Consider the following 21,642-nt stretch of genomic DNA (forward strand, 5'->3'; position numbering starts at 1 on the left):
CATTTAGAGGAAAAGGCATCCGTAAGGGTGCTTTTTTTATGCTGTAAGTTTACAAGCTAAGTAGATGAAAAAAGTTGAGTAGACAAAAAAATGCGGCTTGTCGCAAAAAGCAGGAATTCCACATTGACGATAAGGAATTATAACCGATAAAATAGGAGTAAAATGTGGCTGATGAAAAAAATAGAGAGGTACTAAAATATCTATTCAAGGAATAAGGAAGGATTTAAACAAATTAATTTTGAAAAGAGTTCTGTGAGAAACAGGAGATTGATTTCAATACTTTAGAAAAGAATGGCACAATAACGGAAAGGATGATTAAAACCATGGCTAAAAATAAAACTACTGAAAAGGCACTTAATATAGATAGTATTCTTTTTAATTGTAGAGATTATTTGCGTGCTGCACGTAATTCAGGTTCGTTTTTTGAAAAGAGAGACATGATGCTCACTCTTGTATTCTTGAGATTTATAGGAGAAAAATATGAAGATGGTATAGAAGCTCTTCGTAAAACTCTGATTGAGCAAGGACTTGACCCTGATGATGAAAATATCAGGGCTGCCTTTTTTGATGATGCTACTTTTGCAGATGGAACATATAACCTTCCCTTGGAAGCGAGATGGTCAACAATCATTAATACACCTGCACCAAAACTTAATGTTGCACTGGATACGGCGCTGTCAAGACTTGAAGAGGAGGATCCTCAGCTTAAAGGCTGCTTTATCAAGGGTACATTTACTACCAGAAATTTAGCGCCTAATGATATTAAAAAGATTGTTGATGAGGTAAATAAAATCAGTCATAAGGAATTTGGAGCTGAAAAGGATTTGATTGGATACGTATACGAATATTTCCTTAAGGAGTTTGCAGTAAATGCAACGAAGGAAGAAGGTGAGTTCTATACCCCTCATGACGTAGTTCAACTTATAGCAGCTATGATTGAGCCTTTTGAAGGTACTCTTTATGACCCTGCTTGCGGTTCCGGTGGTATGTTCATTCAGAGTGCAGAACTGGTAAAATCAAAACAAGGAAACCTTAACAGCATTAATATCTATGGACAAGAAAAGGAACCTGCAACATATCGTCTTGCTAAAATGAATCTGGCACTACGTGGTATCAGTCATAATCTTGGTGGAGAAAGTGACTCATCCTTTACGCATGATTTACATAAAGGATTGTCTTTCAATTACATCATGGCAAATCCGCCTTTCAACCTGAAGGGCTGGTATGATGAAAATTTAAAGACTGATCCGAGATGGGCAGATTATGTTACTCCTCCTGAAAGTAATGCAAACTATGCTTGGATTTTACATATTCTTTCTCACTTAAAGACTTCCGATGGTGTGGCAGGTTTTCTGCTTGCGAATGGCGCATTGAATGATAGCGATACATTAGAAATTCGTAAAAGATTGATACAAAAGGATAAGATTGAAGCTATTGTAGTTCTTCCCAGAGAATTATTTATTACAACAGACATCAGTGTAACATTATGGATTTTAAATCAGAACAAAAAAGGTGGTAAATATCATGGCAGGAATCTCCGTAATCGTGAGCATGAAATCCTGTTTATGGATTTACGCCAGTGGAGTGAAAATGCTGTTAAGGGGGAGAATAAAAAGAAGGTTCGCTTGGTTAGTGAACAAATCGAGCGTGCAGCTGATATCTATCATACCTGGCAGTGTGAAGGTACAAATGGTACAAAATACGAAGAGCCTGAACTTTACCGCAGTGTCGGAATCAATGAGCTTGAAGAAAAGGGATGGGCACTTACACCAAGTAAATATATCGAGTTCATTGACCATGACTTAGAGATTGACTATGAAAAGGAAATGGCAAGAATTCAATCCGAAATGCAGGAAATTATGAAACAGGAAAAGAAATCCCAGCAGATGCTGGAAGATGCATTTAGGAGGATTGGTTATGGGATTGACTAAATATAAACTTGGAGAATTGATCGAGCAGTCTGATATTCGTAATTCAGCTAATGAATTGTCAGTTAATGATGTAAGAGGTATCTCGACAGGAAAAGAGTTCATAGAAACAAAGGCAAATATGGACGGGGTAAGTACTCTATCTTATAAAATAGTGCATGAAGATGAATTTGCTTATGTGGCAGATACTTCCAGACGTGGAGAAAAAATTGCACTTGCATATAATAGTACTACGGATAGAATTCTAATCTCCTCAATATACACTGTGTTTTATGTAAAAAGAAAAGATTTGATATTATCCGAATATCTCTTCATGTATTTCAAACGTCCTGAATTTGACAGATTTTCAAGATTTAATTCATGGGGGTCGGCTAGAGAGACATTCGATTGGGATGAATTCTGTGACATAGAAATTAAACTCCCTCCCCTTGAGGTTCAGCAAAAATATGTTGATGTTTATGACGCGATGCTTTCAAATCATCAAAGCTATGAATGTGGTTTAGAGAATTTAAAACTTGTATGCGACGCTTACATAGAGGATTTGAGAAGAGAGATACCTATCGAGGCTATCGGTCCGTATATCAAGTCCGTAGAGATTAAAAATGAGAATGAAAAATATGGAGTAGATAGGATCAAAGGAATTTCAAATAAGAAGGAATTTATTGAGACAAAGGCTAATACTAGCGATCTATCAACTAAAAAATATAACATTGTACCAGAATACTGTTTTGCTTTTAATCCAAATACAGCGCGTATGGGAGATCAGTTTTGTATTGCATTAAACAAAAAAATGGATGATATACTTGTTTCAGCAATATATCCAGTTTTTTGTGTTTCAAATGTCAACAAATTAATTCCAGAATATTTAATGATGTTTTTTGGAAGAGACCAATTTGATAGATATGTTAGATTTAATTCATGGGGATCTGCAAGAGAAACATTTAATTATAGTGATATAGAGAATGTGGAAATTCCTATTCCTAGCATTGACATACAAGAATCAATCATCAGCATTTTCAATTGCTATATTGAAAGAAAAGAAATTAATGAAAAGCTTAAAGAACAAATAAAAAATATGTGCCCTATTTTAATTAAGGGTTCTATCGAGGAAGGAAGAACAACAAAGGGGTAGTCTATGGCAAAGCTAAAGGAATATTGCGGTCATTACTGTGAGTCTGAATATGAGTATGCCTTTATCGGATTTTTGGAAGCAGAAGGCTGGGAGTATATCTCAGGCAATAATATACAACGTATCAATAAAAGAGATGTATTGATTGCTGACGATTTCCAAAAGTTTATCTCTGATACAAATCCTGAACTTACAGAGGATGAGGTTATACAGATTTTTGATAATGTTCGTCTTGTCGGTGCAGAGAGTGATTTTGCTACCTTACATAAGGTTTATGGCTGGATTGTTGACGGTATTCAGTTTACATTGCAAGACGGTACGGTAAAAATGGTATCTCTTATAGATTTTGAGAATCCCGGTAATAATATCTTCCATGTTGTTAATCAGTTTACGGTTGAGTATACAAATAACGGACAAAAGGAAAACCGTAGACCGGATGTGCTGTTATTTGTGAATGGTATGCCCTTGTGTGTCATAGAACTGAAAAATCCTGCCGATGCTCATGCAACAGTCTATGATGCATGGGAACAGATTACTATTCGTTATTGGAGAGATATTCCACATTTATTACACTACTGCCCATTAGCTTGTATCTCAGACGGAGTTAAAACAAGACTTGGCACGGTGCGTACGCCTTATGAGCATTTTTATGCTTGGAGGCGTGTGAATGACGGTGACCAAGTTTCGACCTTGCCATTTGCAGAAACAGAAACAATGATCAAGGGAGTGTATTCACCGGTAAGATTTTTAGAAATTTTCAGAGATTATATTTATTTTCAAGACAGCATTTATGATAGTGCGGAAGTGGAAATAGTATGTAGATATCCCCAGTTTTTTGCGTCCAAGCTTCTAAAACAGAGCATAGTCAATTCTGTCGTTACTAAAAGTGGTAAAGGCGGAACATACTTTGGCGCCACAGGATGCGGTAAAACATATACCATGGCATTCCTTGCCCGTCAGCTTGCTCTTAGATGCTCTAATATTCCGGAAATCGGTTCACCCACAATTATTCTAATTGTGGATCGAGAGGAATTACAAAAACAAGGAGCAAAGTTATTTACCAAGAGTAAAGAGTTTTTAAATCTTGGAGAAGTATCTGTTGTGAAAAACCGAGCACAGTTAAGACAGGAGCTTGGCGCAAGACAGAGCGGTGGATTTTATATTTGTACTATTCAGAAGTTCTGCGACAGAGAAGAGGATAAAATCGGTCTGATTAATGATCGTAAAAATATTGTGTGCTTTTCTGATGAAGCCCATAGAACACAATTGGAACATTCTAAAAAGATACAGTTTAGCAAAGATACCGATGAAAACATGAAGGCAATGCTATCAAAACCCTACGCAAAGGTATTGAAAGAGGCGTTTCCACAGGCAACATTTGTAGGTTTCACAGGAACACCTATTGCTGAAACTTATCAGACCTTTGGTGATGAAATTGATAGATACACAATGGATCAAGCTGTTGCTGACGGTCTTACCGTTTCCATTAAGTATCATCCTCGCATTGCAAAGGTATTGTTGGATACGAAAAAAGCTAAGGAAATTGAAGATTACTATAAACTATGTGCTGATGATGGCGCAACATATGATGATATTGAAGCAAGTAAACGTGCTATGAGTTCTATTGAAGTAATACTCGCAGAACCGTCACGACTGGAAAGACTTGCTACTGATATTTATGACCATTATACGGCATCCTGTGATGCTGATCCGGATAGGGTTCAAAAAGCAATGATTGTATGCTCAAGCAGAAAGATTGCGTATTCCCTTCTTTTGAAATTCAAGGAAAAATATCCTGAATGGCTTGAAGAAAAGAAAACGCCGGAAGGAGTTAAGGTAACAGAGGAGGAATTGAAAGCATTAAAACCTATGCCGTTTATAGCTATGGTGTCCAGTGTAGGAAGCAACGATGAATCTGAGATGTATAACTACCTTGGAGGAGTGAAAAATGATAAACGTTCTGAAGAAATGGATATAGCTTTTAAGCAGGAAAAATCTAACTTTCATATTGTAATTGTAGTGGATATGTGGATTACAGGGTTTGATGTTCCGTCACTTACCTATTTATACAATGATAAACCTTTAAAGAAACATTTGCTGATCCAGACCATTAGCCGCGTAAATAGAAAATATCCCGGCAAGGATTATGGCATGATTATCGACTACATAGGTATTCGTAATAATATGCGTGAAGCCATGAAGATTTATGGTGGAGATACTTCTGTTGCACCTACATCAGATGATGTTGAACAAGCTACCTCTGTCTTTAGAGAAGAACTTGAAGTACTTAAATCGTTGTTTAGTGATTATAATTTGGCTCCCTTCTTGAACCCTGAGTGTAATCCCTTTGAAAGATATAAATTACTTGCCAAAGCGGCTGAGTATATTTTTGCTTCCACAGAGGTTTTGCATACGGAAGGCGCTGTAAAAAACAATCAGGTTTCTTTTATGACGTATTTTTTGAAAACGGTCAAGAGAATGAGAGGTGCCTTTGATATTTGTCAACCGTCAGGTAATCTTGGAGAAGAAGAATCTGCTCTTGCTCAGTGCTTTATTGCTATAGCAGGCTTTGTGCGTAAAATGAGTGGGACAAGCGATGTCGATGCGGATACCATGAATCGTGTAGTTTCAAAAATGGTGGAAGAAGCATTGAAATACAATCAGGTAGAAAGTGTTCTTGAAAGCGGTGAGGAAGAAGATATCTTCTCTCCGGAATATTTTGAGAAGTTATCTGATGTGAAAATGCCGGCAACAAAGCTGGAATTGCTTGTCAAAATGCTTCGAAAGCAGATTAAGGAGTATAGCAAAGTTAATCAGTTGGCAGCAAAGTCTTTTCAAGAGATGCTGGAAAAGACCATTGCTGAATATCATGAAAGAAGAAAGCACCTTACTGCCGAAGAAGCCGGAGCAACTCAGGAAACAGCTTCAGAAGATATTATCAAGGCTGCAACTGAGCAAGCTTTAGAAATCCTTCGTCAAATGAATGAAGATAGAGAGAGTTTCCGTAAGATAGGATTAACTTTTGAAGAAAAGGCATTCTATGACATTTTGATTGCTCTTCGTGACCAACATAATTTTGAATATGGCGAAGATAAAGAGATTGATGGAATTTTGATTAATGATAAGTGTAAGTCTCTTGCCAAAAAAGTTAAGGAAATTATAGATACGAAGTCCTCATTTGCAGACTGGCTTAATAACCAGAATGTTCGTAATCAATTAAAGCTTGATATAAAAATTTGTTTGATTAAGAATGGCTATCCGCCACAGTACAGCCCGGAAGTTTTTAATAAGGTGATGGAGCAGGTGGAAAACTTTGAGGAGCATTCAGAGGCTAAATCTGAAAATAATGTTTTGCCCTTTGCTTATCCGCTTGAAGAACAAAAACATACAAGAGTAGCAGAGAGTACTGTTTCTTCTCATGATAAGAAGATAGCTGATTAGATTAAGGAAGGGGAATGTAGTATGTTTGGCTTTACATATGATACTTGGAATCAGATTTGTCAAATGTATTTTAAATTAAGTCATGGTAGTAAAAAAGCATATTTACAGTGGTTTCCTTTTTCAAAGATTACAAAAAAAGATGAAGAGTATATATCAAGTGAAGAATTTTTTAAAAAGTATATAGAAAATGCTGCATTTGTATTATTTCCTGAAGCAATGCACCAATCAGAAAACTTTCTGCAAAAAGGAGACGGAAGCTTTAGAGATTCTAGTCTTTTGTCCCCTATACTTTATTTAGTAATCCAATCTATTGGGAAAGAAATATCGAAGTATTATCAACCTGCAAGGAATGTGAGCATTAATGTTTATTATGCAGGGAATTTCGAGTATATGCGTGCAAAATATAAAAAAGATTATGATGAATTCTATAAATCAATAAATACTTATATTTCTGGATGTCAATATTTTATTAAGACTGATATAACAAACTTTTTTTCCAATATTAATTTGGATATTCTTATCAAGCAAATTGATAAGAGAAGCAATGTAGGAGAAACGCATTTTACAGCCACTCAGTTTAAAATGATAAAAGAATTATTTTTATATTGTGGAGATGGGAAATTTCCAACGATAGAAAATAGTATTGCTTCATCATACTTGGCAACAGTTATATATATGGATGACATTGATAATCGAATATATCAATTTATTAAAGATAAAATAAAAGTAATTACATCGTTCAAAATTATTAGATATGTTGATGATATGTATATATTGATAGATTCTAAATATAGCATAGATAACTTGCGTGACATATATAATCAGATTAGAAATGAGTATTCTTCTATCTTGAAAGAGTACGGATTATCACTTAATACTAAGAAGTGTTGTTTGAAATCTACTATGGAAATCAAACATGAATTAATAAAATCTAAGTATGATGAATCTTTTTATGAAATTTATCATGATGTTGAAGAGTTGTTTGACGGTGGTTTTCAAGCTTTTTTAGATAGTCTTTTGCTGGAACTTAAAAAGGGCTGTATAGATGTTGAGAGTTATAATGATTTGCTTAATCAAAATTTTAGTAGAGATGAAATAGAGTTTACTCCTATAGAAATATATAATCATTATATTTATGAATGCGAGGATGTACTTCAAGATGAAAAAGTCATATCTACGATATGTGAAATAATCAAGACAGATGTTTCTTTTCTTAGCTTGGATCCGAAGCGACTAACTATTATGATAATGAAGACTAAGAGTGAAAAGGCCATTAAAACTTTACTTAATCAGTTGTTTAAGCGTAATCGGAGTGGACTCTGGAATTCGTATGACACATCCATTGCTATTTCTTATTTAATTCAAAGTGAATTTAGACATATTGATTTACTTGAGGTTTTAAATAAGAATAGTCCTAAGCTTAAAAACTATTATTTTTATTGTTGTGAAAATAGCTTTTTACCCATAATTCGTAATGATAGAATAAATAAGTATCTAAGAATTTTAGACGACGATTGGATAGCTTTCTTTCTGTATTTCATGTATTGGGTAGAAAGAAAACGACATAATACGTTGGCAGAATATGCCTTTTATAAAAATTTCTTTGATAGATTCACTGCTGATATGGCGTTTTTTTATAAATACGACCCAAATAGTAAAAAACCAAATTATAAATCGTTTTATAAAGAACAAGCATTGAAGGAATTTTATAAGGAAATAGATAAAGCTGATATGATAATAAAGCAGGCACATTCTTTTCGAAATGCTAATCCATTAGCTCATGCGTCAGCAGAGTTACTTAATAATTTTAAAACAAAAGACATAAAAACAAGTATTGAAGATTTACAGTCATTAATAGATTTTAAAATAAAACATAGTTCATAAACAAAACTATTACTATAATACTTGAGCATGCACGTTAACCACACAGGGGTAATTCTGATTGTGTACTTAAGTTCATATGTCGACCAAATCGTCTATTTCGAATCCACAGTGACAATTTATTTTAAAAATATATTTTTATTATTTATATATTTCATTTTGAATGAATTTCTAAATAGTCTAGGAGGATGCGAAGAGTATAGCATGAATATAGATTTGATACGGATTGAAAAAGGAATAAACAGAGACAAAAGAATAAAATAGGGGTAAAAGAAGGAGTGTAAAGCATGGAATTACTGGATTACTTACAATGGAGAAACGATGTACCTTTGTCCATTTCCCCCTTTAATGAGGTGGACAATGTCATCTTTTCCTATCTTTCCTATATTGATTTTCGGGATTTGAAGGAGGACTGGAATGGATTTTTTGATTTAAGAGATTTGTTCCGGGATTTTTGTGAAAAGCATTCCTTGGAAGAAATCGAGACCACAGGAGAGTTTACAGAGCGGGCGCCCCTCTTACTGAAAGAAATGATGGAAGGGGAACGCTTTTCTGATACTAAGGTCGGCTATTATGCGGAAGATTTTGACAAGGACAAGGTGAAGCAATTTGCAGCCCTTGTGTTTCTCTTACCCGACGGCAGAAATTATATTTCTTTCCGCGGAACGGATAAGACGATTACCGGCTGGAAAGAAGATTTTCTCATGAGCTGCCAATCGGAAACTGCAGGCGCTAAAGAGGCAGTAGCGTATTTTAACAAGATTGCTCCCGTTTTGGAGGGAGAGCTTATCTTGGGGGGACACTCGAAAGGTGGAAACTTTGCCATGTATGCAGCTGCTTTTTGCGAGGCTGAGTACAAGGAGCGTATTGTGCAAGTTTATAATAATGACGGCCCCGGCTTTCGAGAGGAAGTGATTCAGACTCCGGAATTTCAGGAGATTTTACCGAAAATTAGTACCATTGCGCCGCAAAGCTCCATTATAGGGCAACTTCTGTCCAATCCGGCAAAGCAACATGTGATTCATAGTACGGCAAAGGGCATTTTACAACATGATGCCATGACCTGGGAAGCGGAAAAGGATGCTCTTGTCTCTTCTGAACTGGATGAGCTTAGTGAGTACACGAAAACCACCTTGGGAAGCTGGCTGGAAAGCATGGACGATGAAAGCAGAGAATCCCTTTGTACTACAGCATTTTCCCTGATTGAAAGTACAAAGTCGGAGACCTTTATAGAGTTTTCCGGAAATTTAATGAAAAACATGGAAACCATCTGGAAGGAGATGGGAAAGCTTCCGGAAGAGAAGAAAAAAGAAATCATGAATGCTTTAAGCAATTTGATGGAAAGCAGTAAACAAGCCGCCGTTTCCCAGATCAAAAGCGGCGGGCAGACGGTGATCAGTCAACTACAGAGCAGCGGGCAGGCGCTACTAAGTCAGGTGCAAACCGGCGGTCATGCGGCCATTAGTCAGGTGATGGGAAAGACAAAGGAGGAAGGAGGGAAGGTGTAGAGGATTTATATATAATCCACAATATCTTGCCTAAAATTTATAGAAAGTGAGAAGATATGGCTGAGTTGAGTATATCAAAAGAAAGACTACATTATACAATTGATCTCCTTATTACTATGGCGGTAGAAGAAATATCGGTATTCACCGGAAAAGATAGCAAAGAAGTCTTAGCAGACTTCCTTGCTTCCAAGACGGGAAAAGCCTTGTATGATGATACAACAAAACTTTGGTGGACCGGCCCCTCCTATATAGCGGAAATGTATTTGGAGGAGGTTACTGCAAAGCAAGAAGTTTTACCGTGCACCTGCGAGAGTATGAAAAAAACAAGGTAAAGAAAATCCGCCAGGCTGAATGATGGCGGATTTTTTTGAAAGGACAGATTATTTTACCGCTTACTCATAAGATTTCAATTCGTCTAAAAATTCCTTGTAATCCTCATCAGACCAATAAAATGTTAATTCTTCTTCGGTAAAATCGTCAGCTTTTTCAGTCATAAAATGGTCTCCTATATCATAATCAAACCTTCTTAGAACTGCCTCTGCAAATTCCCTAAAAAACATGCCAATTCCTGTTATAACATTTTTATCTTCAACAATTCCTTTGTGAATAAAGTTTTCCTTCTCTATAAAATCAAAAGTATCTGTCATCTGCATAAAATATCCCGCAGTAAATTTTTTATCTTTGAGAACTCCTGATTTAGATAACAAGATTGGAGAAGATGAAATTGCTGCAAACACAGTTCCAAAATCAATGCCTTCTCTCAGAAAATCAATCAGTTTTTCATCATACAATGCGGGTAATGGATTCATGGTTCCGGGCAAAATTAAACAATCGTAATTTTTTGCTTTTATATTTCCAATAATTTTAGTCGGTCTAATGACAAAGCCTTCCTCGCTTAAATATTCCTGATCTTCGCTTGCAATAAAATCAAGTTTTTCACCAAACCACACTGTTAATGCAGATGTTAGACAAGTTATTTCTTGTAAAGAAAAATCAGGATATAAGATTACTGCAAACTTTTTCATTTATGTCCTCCTCTAACTTCTAATTTGTATTTCATAATCTTCTCACCTTATTGACCTGCAGTCAATCAGCATCCTTTTCGTAATATTTGGATACGCTGGCAAAGCTTGCCTCCCATAAAAAAGAAGCAAAGTTTTATTATGCGTTATTTTCGGAAAGCCTGTTTGATAGTGTCTTCATAGACACGGTCGAATAGGCTTTGATTTTTTTTTGAAAAAGATGTAATAAAATAATTGACAACAAAATTCGAACGTACTATATTGAGCATGTCAAAGATATAATAAATAAAATTACAACAAAGACTGATCCAAAACTATTACAAAGCTTTGACAAGACTGAAAAAGTAAAGTTTAGAAAATCACAGTCTAAGAAACCAAAGAAAAATAGTGTATAGAGGAAAGCATCCTCGGAAAGGAAAGAATCATGGCAAAGATCGCGGTTGTAGCAGCAAACGGAAAAGCAGCAAAGAAAATCATTACAGAGGCAGTAAACAGAGGTTTTGAAGTAACAGCATTTGGAAGAAGGGCGGAAAATGATACGGATGCCAAGAACTATATCCAAAAAGATATTTTTGATCTTACAAGAGAGGACTTAAAGGGATATGATGCAGTGGTAGATGCTTTTGGCGCATGGACAGCTGAAACCCTTCCTCTTCATAGCAAGACAACACAGCACTTGGCGGACATTCTCTCCGGCACAGATGTAAGACTTTTGGTGGTAGGAGGAGCCGGATCTCTTTATGTAAATCCGGAGCATACGATTCAAGTAGCAGACGGGGAGAACTTCCCGGAAGCATTTAAGCCTCTTGCGCAGGCCATGGCAGCAGCGCTTTCCGAGCTTAGAAAGAGAAAGGATGTAAAGTGGACCTACATCAGTCCTGCGGCGGATTTCCAGGCAGAGGGAGAGAGAAGCGGAAAGTATATCCTTGCCGGAGAAGAGTTTACATTAAATCCCGCCGGAGAGTCTGTGATTTCTTATGCAGACTATGCCATTGCTATGGTAGATGAAATCGAATCCGGAAAGCATATTCAGGAAAGAATTTCCGTAGTAGGAGCGTAGTTCTAAAGTTAAATCATAGAAAGGAGCGGTACCCATGTTTTTCTTTAATAGAAATACCATACAGCATCCCAGGGAAAATATTCCCTACGAAGAGCAAGTTCGTAAATTAAAGGAAAAAATTCAAAATGCGGAGGCTATTGTACTGGGTGCCGGCTCCGGACTATCTACGGCAGCGGGTTTAACCTATAGCGGAGAGCGTTTTCACAAATATTTCTTTGACTTTGCTAAAAAATATCCTATTCAAGATATCTACTCCGGGGGTTTCTTTCCCTTTGAAAGTCCTGAGGGATTTTGGGCTTGGTGGAGTCGTCATATTTACTTTAATCGATACGTTGATGCCCCCTCGGATGTTTACGGAAATCTCAAAAAGATTGTAGAGGGAAAGGATTACTTTGTCTTAACCACCAATGTGGATCATCAGTTTCAAAGAGCAGGATTTGAAAAGGAAAGACTCTTTTACACTCAGGGAGATTACGGACTTTTTCAAAGCTCCCGCCCTACATTGGCGAAGACTTATGATAATCAGGAAATTGTGGAGAAAATGTTGGAAGCCCAGGGCTTTGTCCGGGATAATGCGGGGATTTTTCAGCTGCCGGAGGATAAGAAGCTGAAAATGTCTATTCCCACGGATCTTATTCCCATTTGCCCGGATGATGGACTCCCCATGGCTATGAATCTACGGGTGGATGAAAACTTTGTGGAGGATGCAGGCTGGAAAATGGCGGCAAAACGCTATCAGGATTTTCTGCATAGTCATAAGGGAAAGCATGTCTTATACTGGGAGCTTGGAGTAGGGATGAATACCCCTGTGATTATAAAATTCCCCTTTTGGCGATATACCGATGAGAATCCCAATGCTTACTACGCCTGTCTGAATCTGGGAGAGGCGGGATGCAGTAGGGAAATTTCGGATAGAAGCATTTGCCTGAATGCAGACATTGGTCAGGTACTTAGAGATCTGTTGAAGATGGATTCGGTATAGCTAGAGAGAGTTTATAGCAAAGGCTTGCTTTAAGGTATTATATCTAGCAGAACTGCAATGCTGTCATTGAGAATTTTTTCCATAGGGAAGCTTTGAAAGGAGGAGCACAATGAATCAAAGTGAAAGAAGGATATGGCTGATTCAAGAATTGCAAAAGGAAATGCCGGAGTATGCCCATTATCCGATTCCGAAAACTTCGGAAGAACAGTGGAGACTCCTCCGTGGACTTTTCAACGTGAGAAGCCCTAAGGAAGCTTCAGAGGACTTTCTGAAAATGCAGGATACTTTTTTACAGGAAATTACCCGTGAAAAGGGGATAGTGGATGGGGATAGTTTGGAAGCCACAGCCCTGGACCGGAGACTCGTGCTTTGGCAAGGAGATATCAGTACATTGAAGGTGGATGCCATTGTCAATGCCTGTAACAGTGCTTTGCTGGGCTGCTTTATTCCGAACCACAACTGCATTGACAATGTGGAGCACAGCATGGCAGGGGTGCAGATGCGCTATGCCTGTTTTCGGCAAATGCAGGAGCAGGGCCATGAGGAAGCCACCGGCCAATGTAAGATTACGCCGGGCTATAATCTTCCGGCAAAATATGTACTTCATACCGTTGGACCGATCGTGCAGGGAGAACTGACAGAGAAAGAAATGGAAGAGCTTAAATCCTGCTATCGGGCGTGCCTTACGAAGGCTACGGAAGCAAAATGTAAGTCTGTTGCTTTCTGCTGTATTTCCACCGGCGTATTTATGTTTCCCAAGGACAAGGCGGCAGAGATTGCGGTAAGTACGGTAAGGGAATGGCTGGATGCGCATCCTGAAAGTACCGTGGAAAGGGTTATTTTCAATGTCTTTACTGATGAGGACAAAGGGATTTATGAAGAGTTGTTAAAAGGATAGGGGTGCGAAGGAGAAATATAAGGGAAGAATAAGCGAGGGAAAAAGAAGATTAAATCTATCCCAAATAAGCTTGCAAAGCCATGATGTAAAATGTAAAATTACATCATGGCTTTTTGCTCATTGGAAGGTGATGTAGACAAAGCTTGTAATATGTAGACAAAGTCTGTGATAAGGATACAAATTCAAATCCGTCTGCTGCTGGACTTTCATCGGGAGCATAATGGAGATTAGATATAATTTTTTTAGGAGGATTTATGCAGGTTTCAACCAAATTTACCATTGCCTTACACATATTAATTGCGGTGAAATACTTTGAAGAAGAATATAAACTAACCAGCGATTTTCTCTCCGCCAGTATCGGCAGTAACCCGGTAATTATTCGAAACATTATGTCTCAGCTTCGGGAAGCGGGAATCATCGAAATTAAACGTGGTCCTGGAGGAATGCATATTACAAGAGATTTAAAGGATATTTCTTTTTTAGACATCTATCAGGCGGTGGAAACCAGCGGGCAGGGAGAGCTTTTCAACTTTCATGAGAAGCCAAACCCCAACTGCCCCGTAGGAAAAAATATTCATAGGATCTTAGATGAGAGTCTTTTGGAAGTGCAGAAAAAGTTTGAAGAAGAACTGAAAAAGCATTCCGTGGCAGAGGTGTATGAGAGGATGGATAGAAAATAATTAAGTCATCGCGTCAATAGAAACTATCTGTATTTATTCCGGAGATTCATACGTAAAGCGTATATTTTTTCGTTGTTTGCTTCGTAAAGGAATGATAGAATACTTTCAAAAGATGAAAAAAATTATAGTTTTGAAAGTGGGTGAATGATGAAGATTATAGAAAGATCAACTTATTTAAAGAGACTTATTCGCCTGCAAGGCACTCCGGATATTAAAATTATTACAGGATTAAGAAGATCAGGAAAATCAGAGCTTTTGAGAAGCTATATGCAGTGGCTTAGAAAAAATGTGAAAAGCTTGAATATCATTTATATAGACTTTGCGGATTTAAAATACGAAGGATTAAAAAGCTATAAGTCTTTATATGATTATATTGAAGAGGCTTATCAAACGGAGACTTTGAATGTTGTTATGGTGGACGAGGTTCAGTTTTGTAAGCAGTTTGAACTAGCTATCAACAGCTTATACAATAGTCGAAAATATGATATTTATCTTACCGGCTCTAATGCATTTTTACTAAGCTCTGATTTGTCTACACTATTTACAGGTAGATTTATAGAGATTCCTATATTTCCTTTTAGTCTGTCGGAGTATTGTACATACTATGATTTCAAGAGAACTGATACGCAAATTCTTCAAAACTATCTCGTGGAAGGAGGATTGGCAGGAGCATACATTTACAGGGACAAAGAAGATCAAGTATCTTATATAAAAGATGTATATCAAAGTGTTATTAAGAGGGATTTGTTGGATAAGTATGGCATAAAAGAAGAAGCTCTTTTAGACTCTTTAACGGATTATTTGATGGATAATGTTTCCAATCTTACCTCTGCCAGCAAAATAAGTACTTTTTTCAAGCAAAATGGGTATGAAACAAATCACATTACAATTGGAAATTATTTAAAGTACTTATGTAGTGCGTATATGTTTTACAAAGTAAAGCGATATGATATTCGTGGAAAGAAATATCTGGAAACATCCGATAAATACTATCTTAGTGATTTAGGATTTCGTTATGCCATACTAGGTAGTAGAAATATGGATTATGGAAGGGCTTATGAGAACCTTGTTGCGTTAGAATTAATGCGAAGAGGATATGATATTTATGTAGGAAAATTATATCAAAAGGAAATTGATTTTGTTGCGATGAAGCAAAGCGAAAAAATATATATTCAAGTTTCAGACAATATTTCTGAACAGATAACCTTAGCAAGAGAGTTAGCTCCGCTAAAGTCAATTAAAGATTCTTATCCTAAAATTCTTATAGCGAATACAGGACATGAAGAGTATGACATTGATGGTATAAAAATATTGAACCTTAGTGACTGGATGCTTAAAGCATAAAAATTTTCCCCCGGAATCTAAAAATATTCTCCCTTTTCTTTCTTTTTAAATCTTTTAGAATGAAAGAAAAGGGATATTTTAGATTGTGCAAAAGAGGCGAATATGGGGAACAGTTTGGTTCAAATGAAGAATATAGCCAAGTCTTTTTCCGGTACCAAGGTTTTGAAGGGCGTGAATCTGGAATTAGGTCATGGAGAGATTTTGGCGCTCTTAGGAGAGAACGGTGCAGGAAAATCCACTTTAATGAAGATTCTCAGTGGAATCTACAGTAAAGACAGCGGAGAAATCTATTTAGATGGAGAGCTTTGCCATTTTCAAAATCCTAAGGAGGCTCAGAATAAGGGCGTTGCCATCATTCATCAGGAGATGAACCTGTGTAATGATTTAAGTGTAAGTGAAAATATCTTCCTGGGTAGAGAAGTAATGGAAGGCTTAAGTCTAAATCATAAAAAGATGGATGAGGAAGCCCAGAAGATTTTGGATGATTTGGGCATCAGCATGAAGTCTACGGAGTTAGCGGGGGATCTGAAGGTATCGGAACAACAGATGGTGGAGATTGCTAAGGCTCTTTCTCAAAATGCCAAAGTTCTCATTATGGACGAGCCCACATCCGCCTTGAGCAGAAAGGAAATTGAGGACCTTTTCCGGGTAATTCGAAAGCTAAGGGATGAGGGGAGAGGAATTATCTATATTTCTCATAGGTTGGATGAGCTTCGGGCGATTGCGGACAAGGTCAGTATATTACGAGACGGAGAAAATGTTATCTCCGGAGATTTAAAGGATTTTTCCATTGATGACATTATCCGCCACATGGTGGGAAGAGAAATTCAGGACAAATTTCCTCGAATTCTTTGCGAAAAGGGAAAAGAAATCCTTAGGGTAGAGAATTTAAATGCCGGCCCAAAGGTAAGAGATATTTCTTTTAGCCTTTATGAAGGAGAAATCCTTGGAATTGCGGGGCTGATGGGAGCGGGAAGAACGGAGATGACCAGAGCGCTTTTCGGGGTGGATGAAAAGACTTCCGGGAAAATCTACCTTTTTGGAGAGGAAGTCAAGACAAATACACCTAAAGATAGCATAGAGCTCGGTATGGCTTTGATTCCGGAAGACAGAAGAAAAGACGGACTTTGTACGGATTTAAGCATACGAGAGAATATATCCCTTCCTAATCTGGACAGCATGAAAAATTCTTTAGGAGTTCTATCTAAGGAATTAGAGTTGAAAATTAGTGAGGATACCATAAAAAGCTTGAATGTTAAAGCTAAGGACCGGGAAATGATTTCCAAGAATCTTTCCGGAGGAAATCAACAGAAGGTGGTTTTAGGCAAATGGTTGGTAAGAAATCCTAAGGTAATCCTTTTTGATGAACCCACTAGAGGAATCGATATCGGAGCCAAAGTGGAAATTTATCAAATTATGAATGAACTGAAGAAGAAGGGAGTAGGTGTTCTCTTTATTTCTTCGGAAATGGAAGAAGTGCTGGGAATGTCCGATCGAATCTTGATATTCTGTGATGGGAGAATCACAGGGGAATTAAGTCGGGAAGAGGCAAATCAGGAAAATATTTTGAAGTTTGCAACAAGGTATGAAGAAAAGGTATAAGCGAGGTAATCAGTTACGGAGAAAAGGGCTTAGCTAAGAAAAGCGGGAGTATCAGGCTTGAAAAATATCTGTTTTGCGGGGAGTGAAAATGAAAAACAAAGTAAAAGAAATACTGAGAATCAGAGGAATGAGAGGAGCAATTACTGCCTTTGTGGGGCTAGTAATCATTTACGTTGTTTTCGGATGTATCAATGACAAGGTCTTTTCTTTACAAAACAACTTAAATCTTCTTCGTTCCATGGCAAAGTATTTACTCATCGGAATCGGACAAAGCTTTGTCATGATTACCGGAAATATTGACTTATCCATCGGTTCCGTGGTGGGCATGAGTGCCATGGTGACCGCAAGCTTGATGACAAGAGGAGTGCCTATTATGGTAGCCCTGTTGGTCAGCCTCCTGATTGGCCTTATTATCGGATATGTGAACGGAGAATTGGTAGGAAAGTTCCAGATGCCTCCTTTTATTGCCACCCTGGGAACCATGTTTGTGGCAAGAGGCATTGCTTATCTGGTCAACGGAAACCGAAACACGGATAACATTGCCAGCATCTTAGGAAAGGATCAAGGTAAACTTTTTCAGGATGCCTTTTACTACGGAAAGATTCTGGGCATCTACACGACCTTCTGGATTGCCTTTTTGATTTTCCTGATTTTCAGTTTTATCTTAGGGAAAACCAAACTGGGAAGGCATATCTATGCTGTTGGCTCCAATAAAGAAGCTTCCAGATTATCCGGTGTGGATATTGTTTCCGTAATCAAGAAAACTTACCTGATTTCCGCATTTTGCTCTGTGATTGTAGGATATATCCTCTGCGCACAGGCCGGAATGGGAAATATGGAAGCCGGAAATATGTACGAAATGTACGGTGTTGCAGCAGGTGTAATCGGAGGAGTATCTCCTCTTGGAGGCTCCGGTCTCTTACTGGGAACCTTCCAGGGAGCACTGCTTTGGCAGACCTTGGAAAATGGTTTGAACATGGTGGGAGCGCAGGTAGGTATTCAGCGAATTGTAATCGGTGTAATTGTGGTACTGGCAGTACTCATGGATGTCTTGGTTCGAAACGGAAATTTGTTTTCCAAGAAGAATAAGCAGTAAGTGAGGATTGCTATAATATAGAAAGAGAGGAAAACATTATGAAAAAGAAACTGATTTTGCTTGCTGCACTTTTATCCGCTGCAATGCTCTTCGGCTGTACTTCGGATAAGCAGGATGCTAAGGACACTACTGCGGCAGTGACGGAAGGAACTACAGCAGCAGGAGAGGAAAAGGCTACGGAGGAAAAGGCGGAGAACAGTGGAGAGACAACAGTAAAGGCTGATAAGCCTTATAAACTGGCTCTTATTACTATGGATTCTCTTGACCAGCATTGGGTTACCTTAAATGAAGGCGCTCAGGCGGAAGCAAAGCTCGTTGGCGTGGAAGTAAAGTTTATGTCTCCGGATACCAAGGATGACTCCAAGCAGATTGAGTGTGTAAACAATGCCGTTGCAGGCGGCGTAGACGGAATTATGATTGCAGCAAACGGACCGGATGCGATTTCTGCTTCTTTAAAGGAAGCACAAGCACAGGGAATCAAAATTGTTTATGTGGATTCTCCTGCCAATGTAGATGCTGAAGCTAGTTTTGCAACAAATAACAAACAAGGTGGAAAGACTGCCGGAGAAGAGATGAAAAAAGCTTTGGAAGCACAAGGGATTACCAAGGGAAATATCGGTGTAATCAGTACCAATGCTTCTACTCAGTCTACAGTAGACCGTGATAACGGATTCCGTGAGGCTTTTGAAGGATCGGATTTTACCATTGAAGAAACGCAGTATTGTGACGGAGATGCTGCGAAGGCACAGACTATTGCGGAAAACTATATTACCAAAGGAGTTGTGGGGATTTTTGGAGGAAATGAAGGTTCAACTGTAGGAATCGGAAATGCTATTAAGGCTTCCGGCGACAATAAGATTGTTGGTGTAGGTTTTGATAAGTCCGATAATATTAAGAGCTTAATTCAGGATGGATATCTTCTTTGCACCATGGCACAGAACCCGGATGTCATGGGTAAGATGGGTGTGGATGCATTAGTAGAATCTCTGAATGGAAAAGATTTAAAGGGTGAGACCGTAGATACCGGAGTATCTGTTTTAAATAAGGATAACCTTAAGTAAGCTTTAACAAAAGAAACAGGAAGGCGGCTTTTAGAATAATCTGAAGCCGCTTTTCTTGCATGAATTGAAGAAAAAAGAGGGACGCATGGAGAAATATTATTTAGGCTTTGATTTAGGAGGAACAAAATCTGCTGTCATTTTGGGAAGAGATGCTGGAGGCCCCATAGAAATTTTGAAAAGGGAGGCAATTCCAACTTTTCAGGGAAACAGAAGTCCTTTGGAAACGATAGAATGCCTCTGCAAGATAGGAGAAGCCTTCCTTTTAGAAAAAAATATCCAACTTCAATCCACAGGAGCCAGCTGCGGTGGGCCATTAGATGAAGAAAAAGGACTGATTCTATCGCCACCAAATCTTCCCGGCTATGATGAGATTCCTATAAAGCGTATTTTAGAAGATAGATTTCAAGTTCCTTCTTTTTTGGAAAATGATGCCAATGCCTGCGCCCTTTGTGAGTGGAGATTTGGAGCAGGTCAGGGAACAAAGAACATGATTTTTTTGACTTTTGGAACAGGGATGGGGGCCGGACTGATTTTGAATGGAAGTTTATATCGGGGAAGTTCCGGAATGGCAGGAGAAGTAGGACATATCCGTCTTTCCAAGGGTGGTTCCTTCGGTTACGGGAAAGAAGGCTCTTTTGAAGGATTTTGCTCCGGAAATGGCATTAAAGAGATGGCAAGGAGGATGTATAAAGAAAGAGAAGAGGGCAGTTTGGAAGAACAGGACAAAGGCATCACAGACTTTACCGTAAAAAACCTGGCTTCTTTAGTAAAAGGCGGTTCTCCCTTTGCCAGGTCGGTATTTGATCGTTCTGCCTATTATTTGGGAAGAGGCCTTGCCTTACTTATTGATATTCTAAATCCGGAATGTATCGTGATAGGCAGTATTTATGAGAGATGCGAAGCTTTATTTAAAGAAAAAGTAGAGGCAGTAATTCGGGAAGAATGTTTTACAGAAAGTGTAAACTTATGTAAAATAGAAAAATCAAAACTTAGTGATAATATCGGAGATTATGCGGCTCTTTCTGTTGCTATGGAAGTCCAAGGATTTGGAGCAGTTCCAAGTGGGACAAGGAAAAAAAACAAGGACTATCTCAATAAATACTAACGCAAGCACAAGTATAAAATAGGCTAAAGTGACTTATCAGCCTATTTATGATATAATATATCTTAACAATAAAACGGATAAGGGGTAATAATATGGCAATTTCTTATAAACCATTATGGCACTTATTGGTAGAAAGAGAAATGAACAAAGAAGACTTAAAAAGAGCTGCAAACATAACAAGTAACATAGTTTCTAGAATGAGCAAAAACTCTTATGTGAACTTAGAATCATTAGAAAAGATTTGCCTGGCATTGGATTGCAGAATTGAAGATGTTATAGAAATTCATAGAAATGAGGTGGAATAAAATGAAGAAAATATTTTTTAGAAAGGAGGAAATAAAGTGAGTCAAGAAAATAAGATAAATCAATCTTGCTGAGGTTCAATACAAAAAACCACTGGTACAGTGGAAGAAAAAGCAAATTGCCCCAAATGTCACAAAATAGGAGAAAAGGTTAAGAATATAACTGTAAAGCATATGGTATCAGAAAACCTTATGGGAAAGGTTGTAGATGAAGAAACTTACTATTTATGTATGAATGAAGATTGTGATGTCGTGTATTATAACTTAAACAATGAAAGAGTTTTTTATAAGGAAGATGTAAAAGTTCCTATATGGTTTAAAAAGGATGCAAATCCCAAATATATATGCTATTGCAACCAAGTTACAGAGCAACAAATTATAAACGCTGTTTTAGATGATGGTGCAAAGAATATTAAAGATATTATTAGACTTACAGGGGCAATGAAAAATGGAAAGTGCGAAATTAACAATCCTTTGGGAAAATGCTGTAGTCCTTTTATTCAAGAAACCATCAATAAGGCATTAAAAGGCTATAAATGTAATATAGAAGAGCAAACTTATAGTATGAAAAGGCTTGACGTAGAAGATGAAAGTTAAGGAAAC

The 21,642-nt window shown here is 37.7% G+C and carries 18 protein-coding genes; 17 read left to right on the forward strand and 1 reads right to left on the reverse strand.

The genetic code is table 11. The features are described 5' to 3' along the window. Nucleotides 1–323 precede the first annotated feature (323 nt). The 6 genes from HMPREF9624_RS00535 (at nucleotide 324) to HMPREF9624_RS00560 (ending at nucleotide 10,219) form a co-directional block, all read left to right on the forward strand. On the forward strand, nucleotides 324–1,931 hold the full coding sequence (locus HMPREF9624_RS00535; RefSeq protein ID WP_009536049.1) for a class I SAM-dependent DNA methyltransferase: 1,608 nt from the start codon (nucleotides 324–326) through the stop codon (nucleotides 1,929–1,931). Beyond that, nucleotides 1,918–3,060: a restriction endonuclease subunit S gene (locus tag HMPREF9624_RS00540; RefSeq protein WP_009536050.1), complete on the forward strand. Its 1,143-nt coding sequence runs from the start codon at nucleotides 1,918–1,920 to the stop codon at nucleotides 3,058–3,060. The genes HMPREF9624_RS00535 and HMPREF9624_RS00540 overlap by 14 nt, the downstream gene beginning before the upstream one ends. Before the next feature lie 3 nt (nucleotides 3,061–3,063). Then, nucleotides 3,064–6,498, forward strand: a complete 3,435-nt coding sequence (locus HMPREF9624_RS00545) for a type I restriction endonuclease subunit R (protein ID WP_009536051.1) — start codon at nucleotides 3,064–3,066, stop codon at nucleotides 6,496–6,498. A gap of 21 nt (nucleotides 6,499–6,519) precedes the next feature. After that, complete coding sequence (locus HMPREF9624_RS00550; RefSeq protein WP_009536052.1) at nucleotides 6,520–8,382, forward strand: AbiA family abortive infection protein; 1,863 nt, start codon at nucleotides 6,520–6,522, stop codon at nucleotides 8,380–8,382. A gap of 284 nt (nucleotides 8,383–8,666) precedes the next feature. Further along, nucleotides 8,667–9,887: an Mbeg1-like protein gene (locus tag HMPREF9624_RS00555; RefSeq protein ID WP_009536053.1), complete on the forward strand. Its 1,221-nt coding sequence runs from the start codon at nucleotides 8,667–8,669 to the stop codon at nucleotides 9,885–9,887. Nucleotides 9,888–9,943: 56 nt separating this feature from the next. Further along, complete coding sequence (locus HMPREF9624_RS00560) at nucleotides 9,944–10,219, forward strand: hypothetical protein (RefSeq protein ID WP_009536054.1); 276 nt, start codon at nucleotides 9,944–9,946, stop codon at nucleotides 10,217–10,219. A gap of 60 nt (nucleotides 10,220–10,279) precedes the next feature. On the opposite strand, the gene HMPREF9624_RS00565 is transcribed toward HMPREF9624_RS00560, so the two are convergent. Further along, the gene (locus tag HMPREF9624_RS00565; protein WP_009536055.1) at nucleotides 10,280–10,912 is read right to left on the reverse strand and encodes a DJ-1/PfpI family protein; all 633 of its coding nucleotides are present in this window, start codon (nucleotides 10,910–10,912) and stop codon (nucleotides 10,280–10,282) included. 421 nt (nucleotides 10,913–11,333) lie between these two features. On the opposite strand from HMPREF9624_RS00565, the gene HMPREF9624_RS00570 reads away from it, so the two are divergent. The 11 genes from HMPREF9624_RS00570 to HMPREF9624_RS00620 all read left to right on the forward strand — a co-directional run bounded on the left by HMPREF9624_RS00570 (nucleotide 11,334) and on the right by HMPREF9624_RS00620 (nucleotide 21,636). After that, complete coding sequence (locus tag HMPREF9624_RS00570; protein ID WP_009536056.1) at nucleotides 11,334–11,969, forward strand: NAD(P)-dependent oxidoreductase; 636 nt, start codon at nucleotides 11,334–11,336, stop codon at nucleotides 11,967–11,969. 34 nt (nucleotides 11,970–12,003) lie between these two features. Further along, nucleotides 12,004–12,951, forward strand: coding sequence for an SIR2 family NAD-dependent protein deacylase (locus HMPREF9624_RS00575; protein ID WP_009536057.1), 948 nt, complete (start codon nucleotides 12,004–12,006; stop codon nucleotides 12,949–12,951). A gap of 109 nt (nucleotides 12,952–13,060) precedes the next feature. Beyond that, complete coding sequence (locus HMPREF9624_RS00580; protein ID WP_009536058.1) at nucleotides 13,061–13,849, forward strand: protein-ADP-ribose hydrolase; 789 nt, start codon at nucleotides 13,061–13,063, stop codon at nucleotides 13,847–13,849. Nucleotides 13,850–14,103: 254 nt separating this feature from the next. Continuing rightward, a complete protein-coding gene (locus HMPREF9624_RS00585; protein ID WP_009536059.1) occupies nucleotides 14,104–14,529 on the forward strand; it encodes an Rrf2 family transcriptional regulator in 426 nt (141 codons plus the stop codon). Nucleotides 14,530–14,676: 147 nt separating this feature from the next. Continuing rightward, a complete protein-coding gene (locus HMPREF9624_RS00590; protein ID WP_036594650.1) occupies nucleotides 14,677–15,873 on the forward strand; it encodes an ATP-binding protein in 1,197 nt (398 codons plus the stop codon). Between the two features lie 102 nt (nucleotides 15,874–15,975). Further along, on the forward strand, nucleotides 15,976–17,475 hold the full coding sequence (locus HMPREF9624_RS00595) for a sugar ABC transporter ATP-binding protein (protein ID WP_009536061.1): 1,500 nt from the start codon (nucleotides 15,976–15,978) through the stop codon (nucleotides 17,473–17,475). An 88-nt stretch (nucleotides 17,476–17,563) separates the two neighbouring features. Further along, a complete protein-coding gene (locus tag HMPREF9624_RS00600) occupies nucleotides 17,564–18,571 on the forward strand; it encodes an ABC transporter permease (protein ID WP_009536062.1) in 1,008 nt (335 codons plus the stop codon). Between the two features lie 38 nt (nucleotides 18,572–18,609). Continuing rightward, entirely contained in the window at nucleotides 18,610–19,632 is a 1,023-nt protein-coding gene (locus tag HMPREF9624_RS00605; protein ID WP_009536063.1) for an ABC transporter substrate-binding protein, read from the forward strand. 85 nt (nucleotides 19,633–19,717) lie between these two features. Further along, entirely contained in the window at nucleotides 19,718–20,737 is a 1,020-nt protein-coding gene (locus tag HMPREF9624_RS00610) for an ROK family protein (protein ID WP_009536064.1), read from the forward strand. A 92-nt stretch (nucleotides 20,738–20,829) separates the two neighbouring features. Continuing rightward, on the forward strand, nucleotides 20,830–21,042 hold the full coding sequence (locus HMPREF9624_RS00615) for a helix-turn-helix domain-containing protein (protein WP_008902116.1): 213 nt from the start codon (nucleotides 20,830–20,832) through the stop codon (nucleotides 21,040–21,042). Nucleotides 21,043–21,096: 54 nt separating this feature from the next. Further along, complete coding sequence (locus HMPREF9624_RS00620; protein WP_408637217.1) at nucleotides 21,097–21,636, forward strand: Csac_0668 family 2Fe-2S cluster-binding (seleno)protein; 540 nt, start codon at nucleotides 21,097–21,099, stop codon at nucleotides 21,634–21,636. Nucleotides 21,637–21,642 lie beyond the last annotated feature (6 nt).

The sequence above is a fragment of the Oribacterium asaccharolyticum ACB7 genome (assembly GCF_000238075.1).
In the GTDB taxonomy this organism is placed as follows: Bacteria; Bacillota; Clostridia; order Lachnospirales; family Lachnospiraceae; genus Oribacterium; species Oribacterium asaccharolyticum.

Excerpts from the sequence above, each read along its gene's own strand:
- HMPREF9624_RS00535 (WP_009536049.1), top strand. The coding sequence starts at position 324 with ATGGCTAAAAATAAAACTACTGAAAAGGCACTTAATATAGATAGTATT.
- HMPREF9624_RS00540 (WP_009536050.1), top strand. The coding sequence starts at position 1,918 with ATGGGATTGACTAAATATAAACTTGGAGAATTGATCGAGCAGTCTGAT.
- HMPREF9624_RS00545 (WP_009536051.1), top strand. The coding sequence starts at position 3,064 with ATGGCAAAGCTAAAGGAATATTGCGGTCATTACTGTGAGTCTGAATAT.
- HMPREF9624_RS00550 (WP_009536052.1), top strand. The coding sequence starts at position 6,520 with ATGTTTGGCTTTACATATGATACTTGGAATCAGATTTGTCAAATGTAT.
- HMPREF9624_RS00555 (WP_009536053.1), top strand. The coding sequence starts at position 8,667 with ATGGAATTACTGGATTACTTACAATGGAGAAACGATGTACCTTTGTCC.
- HMPREF9624_RS00560 (WP_009536054.1), top strand. The coding sequence starts at position 9,944 with ATGGCTGAGTTGAGTATATCAAAAGAAAGACTACATTATACAATTGAT.
- HMPREF9624_RS00565 (WP_009536055.1), bottom strand. The coding sequence starts at position 10,912 with ATGAAAAAGTTTGCAGTAATCTTATATCCTGATTTTTCTTTACAAGAA.
- HMPREF9624_RS00570 (WP_009536056.1), top strand. The coding sequence starts at position 11,334 with ATGGCAAAGATCGCGGTTGTAGCAGCAAACGGAAAAGCAGCAAAGAAA.
- HMPREF9624_RS00575 (WP_009536057.1), top strand. The coding sequence starts at position 12,004 with ATGTTTTTCTTTAATAGAAATACCATACAGCATCCCAGGGAAAATATT.
- HMPREF9624_RS00580 (WP_009536058.1), top strand. The coding sequence starts at position 13,061 with ATGAATCAAAGTGAAAGAAGGATATGGCTGATTCAAGAATTGCAAAAG.
- HMPREF9624_RS00585 (WP_009536059.1), top strand. The coding sequence starts at position 14,104 with ATGCAGGTTTCAACCAAATTTACCATTGCCTTACACATATTAATTGCG.
- HMPREF9624_RS00590 (WP_036594650.1), top strand. The coding sequence starts at position 14,677 with ATGAAGATTATAGAAAGATCAACTTATTTAAAGAGACTTATTCGCCTG.
- HMPREF9624_RS00595 (WP_009536061.1), top strand. The coding sequence starts at position 15,976 with ATGGGGAACAGTTTGGTTCAAATGAAGAATATAGCCAAGTCTTTTTCC.
- HMPREF9624_RS00600 (WP_009536062.1), top strand. The coding sequence starts at position 17,564 with ATGAAAAACAAAGTAAAAGAAATACTGAGAATCAGAGGAATGAGAGGA.
- HMPREF9624_RS00605 (WP_009536063.1), top strand. The coding sequence starts at position 18,610 with ATGAAAAAGAAACTGATTTTGCTTGCTGCACTTTTATCCGCTGCAATG.
- HMPREF9624_RS00610 (WP_009536064.1), top strand. The coding sequence starts at position 19,718 with ATGGAGAAATATTATTTAGGCTTTGATTTAGGAGGAACAAAATCTGCT.
- HMPREF9624_RS00615 (WP_008902116.1), top strand. The coding sequence starts at position 20,830 with ATGGCAATTTCTTATAAACCATTATGGCACTTATTGGTAGAAAGAGAA.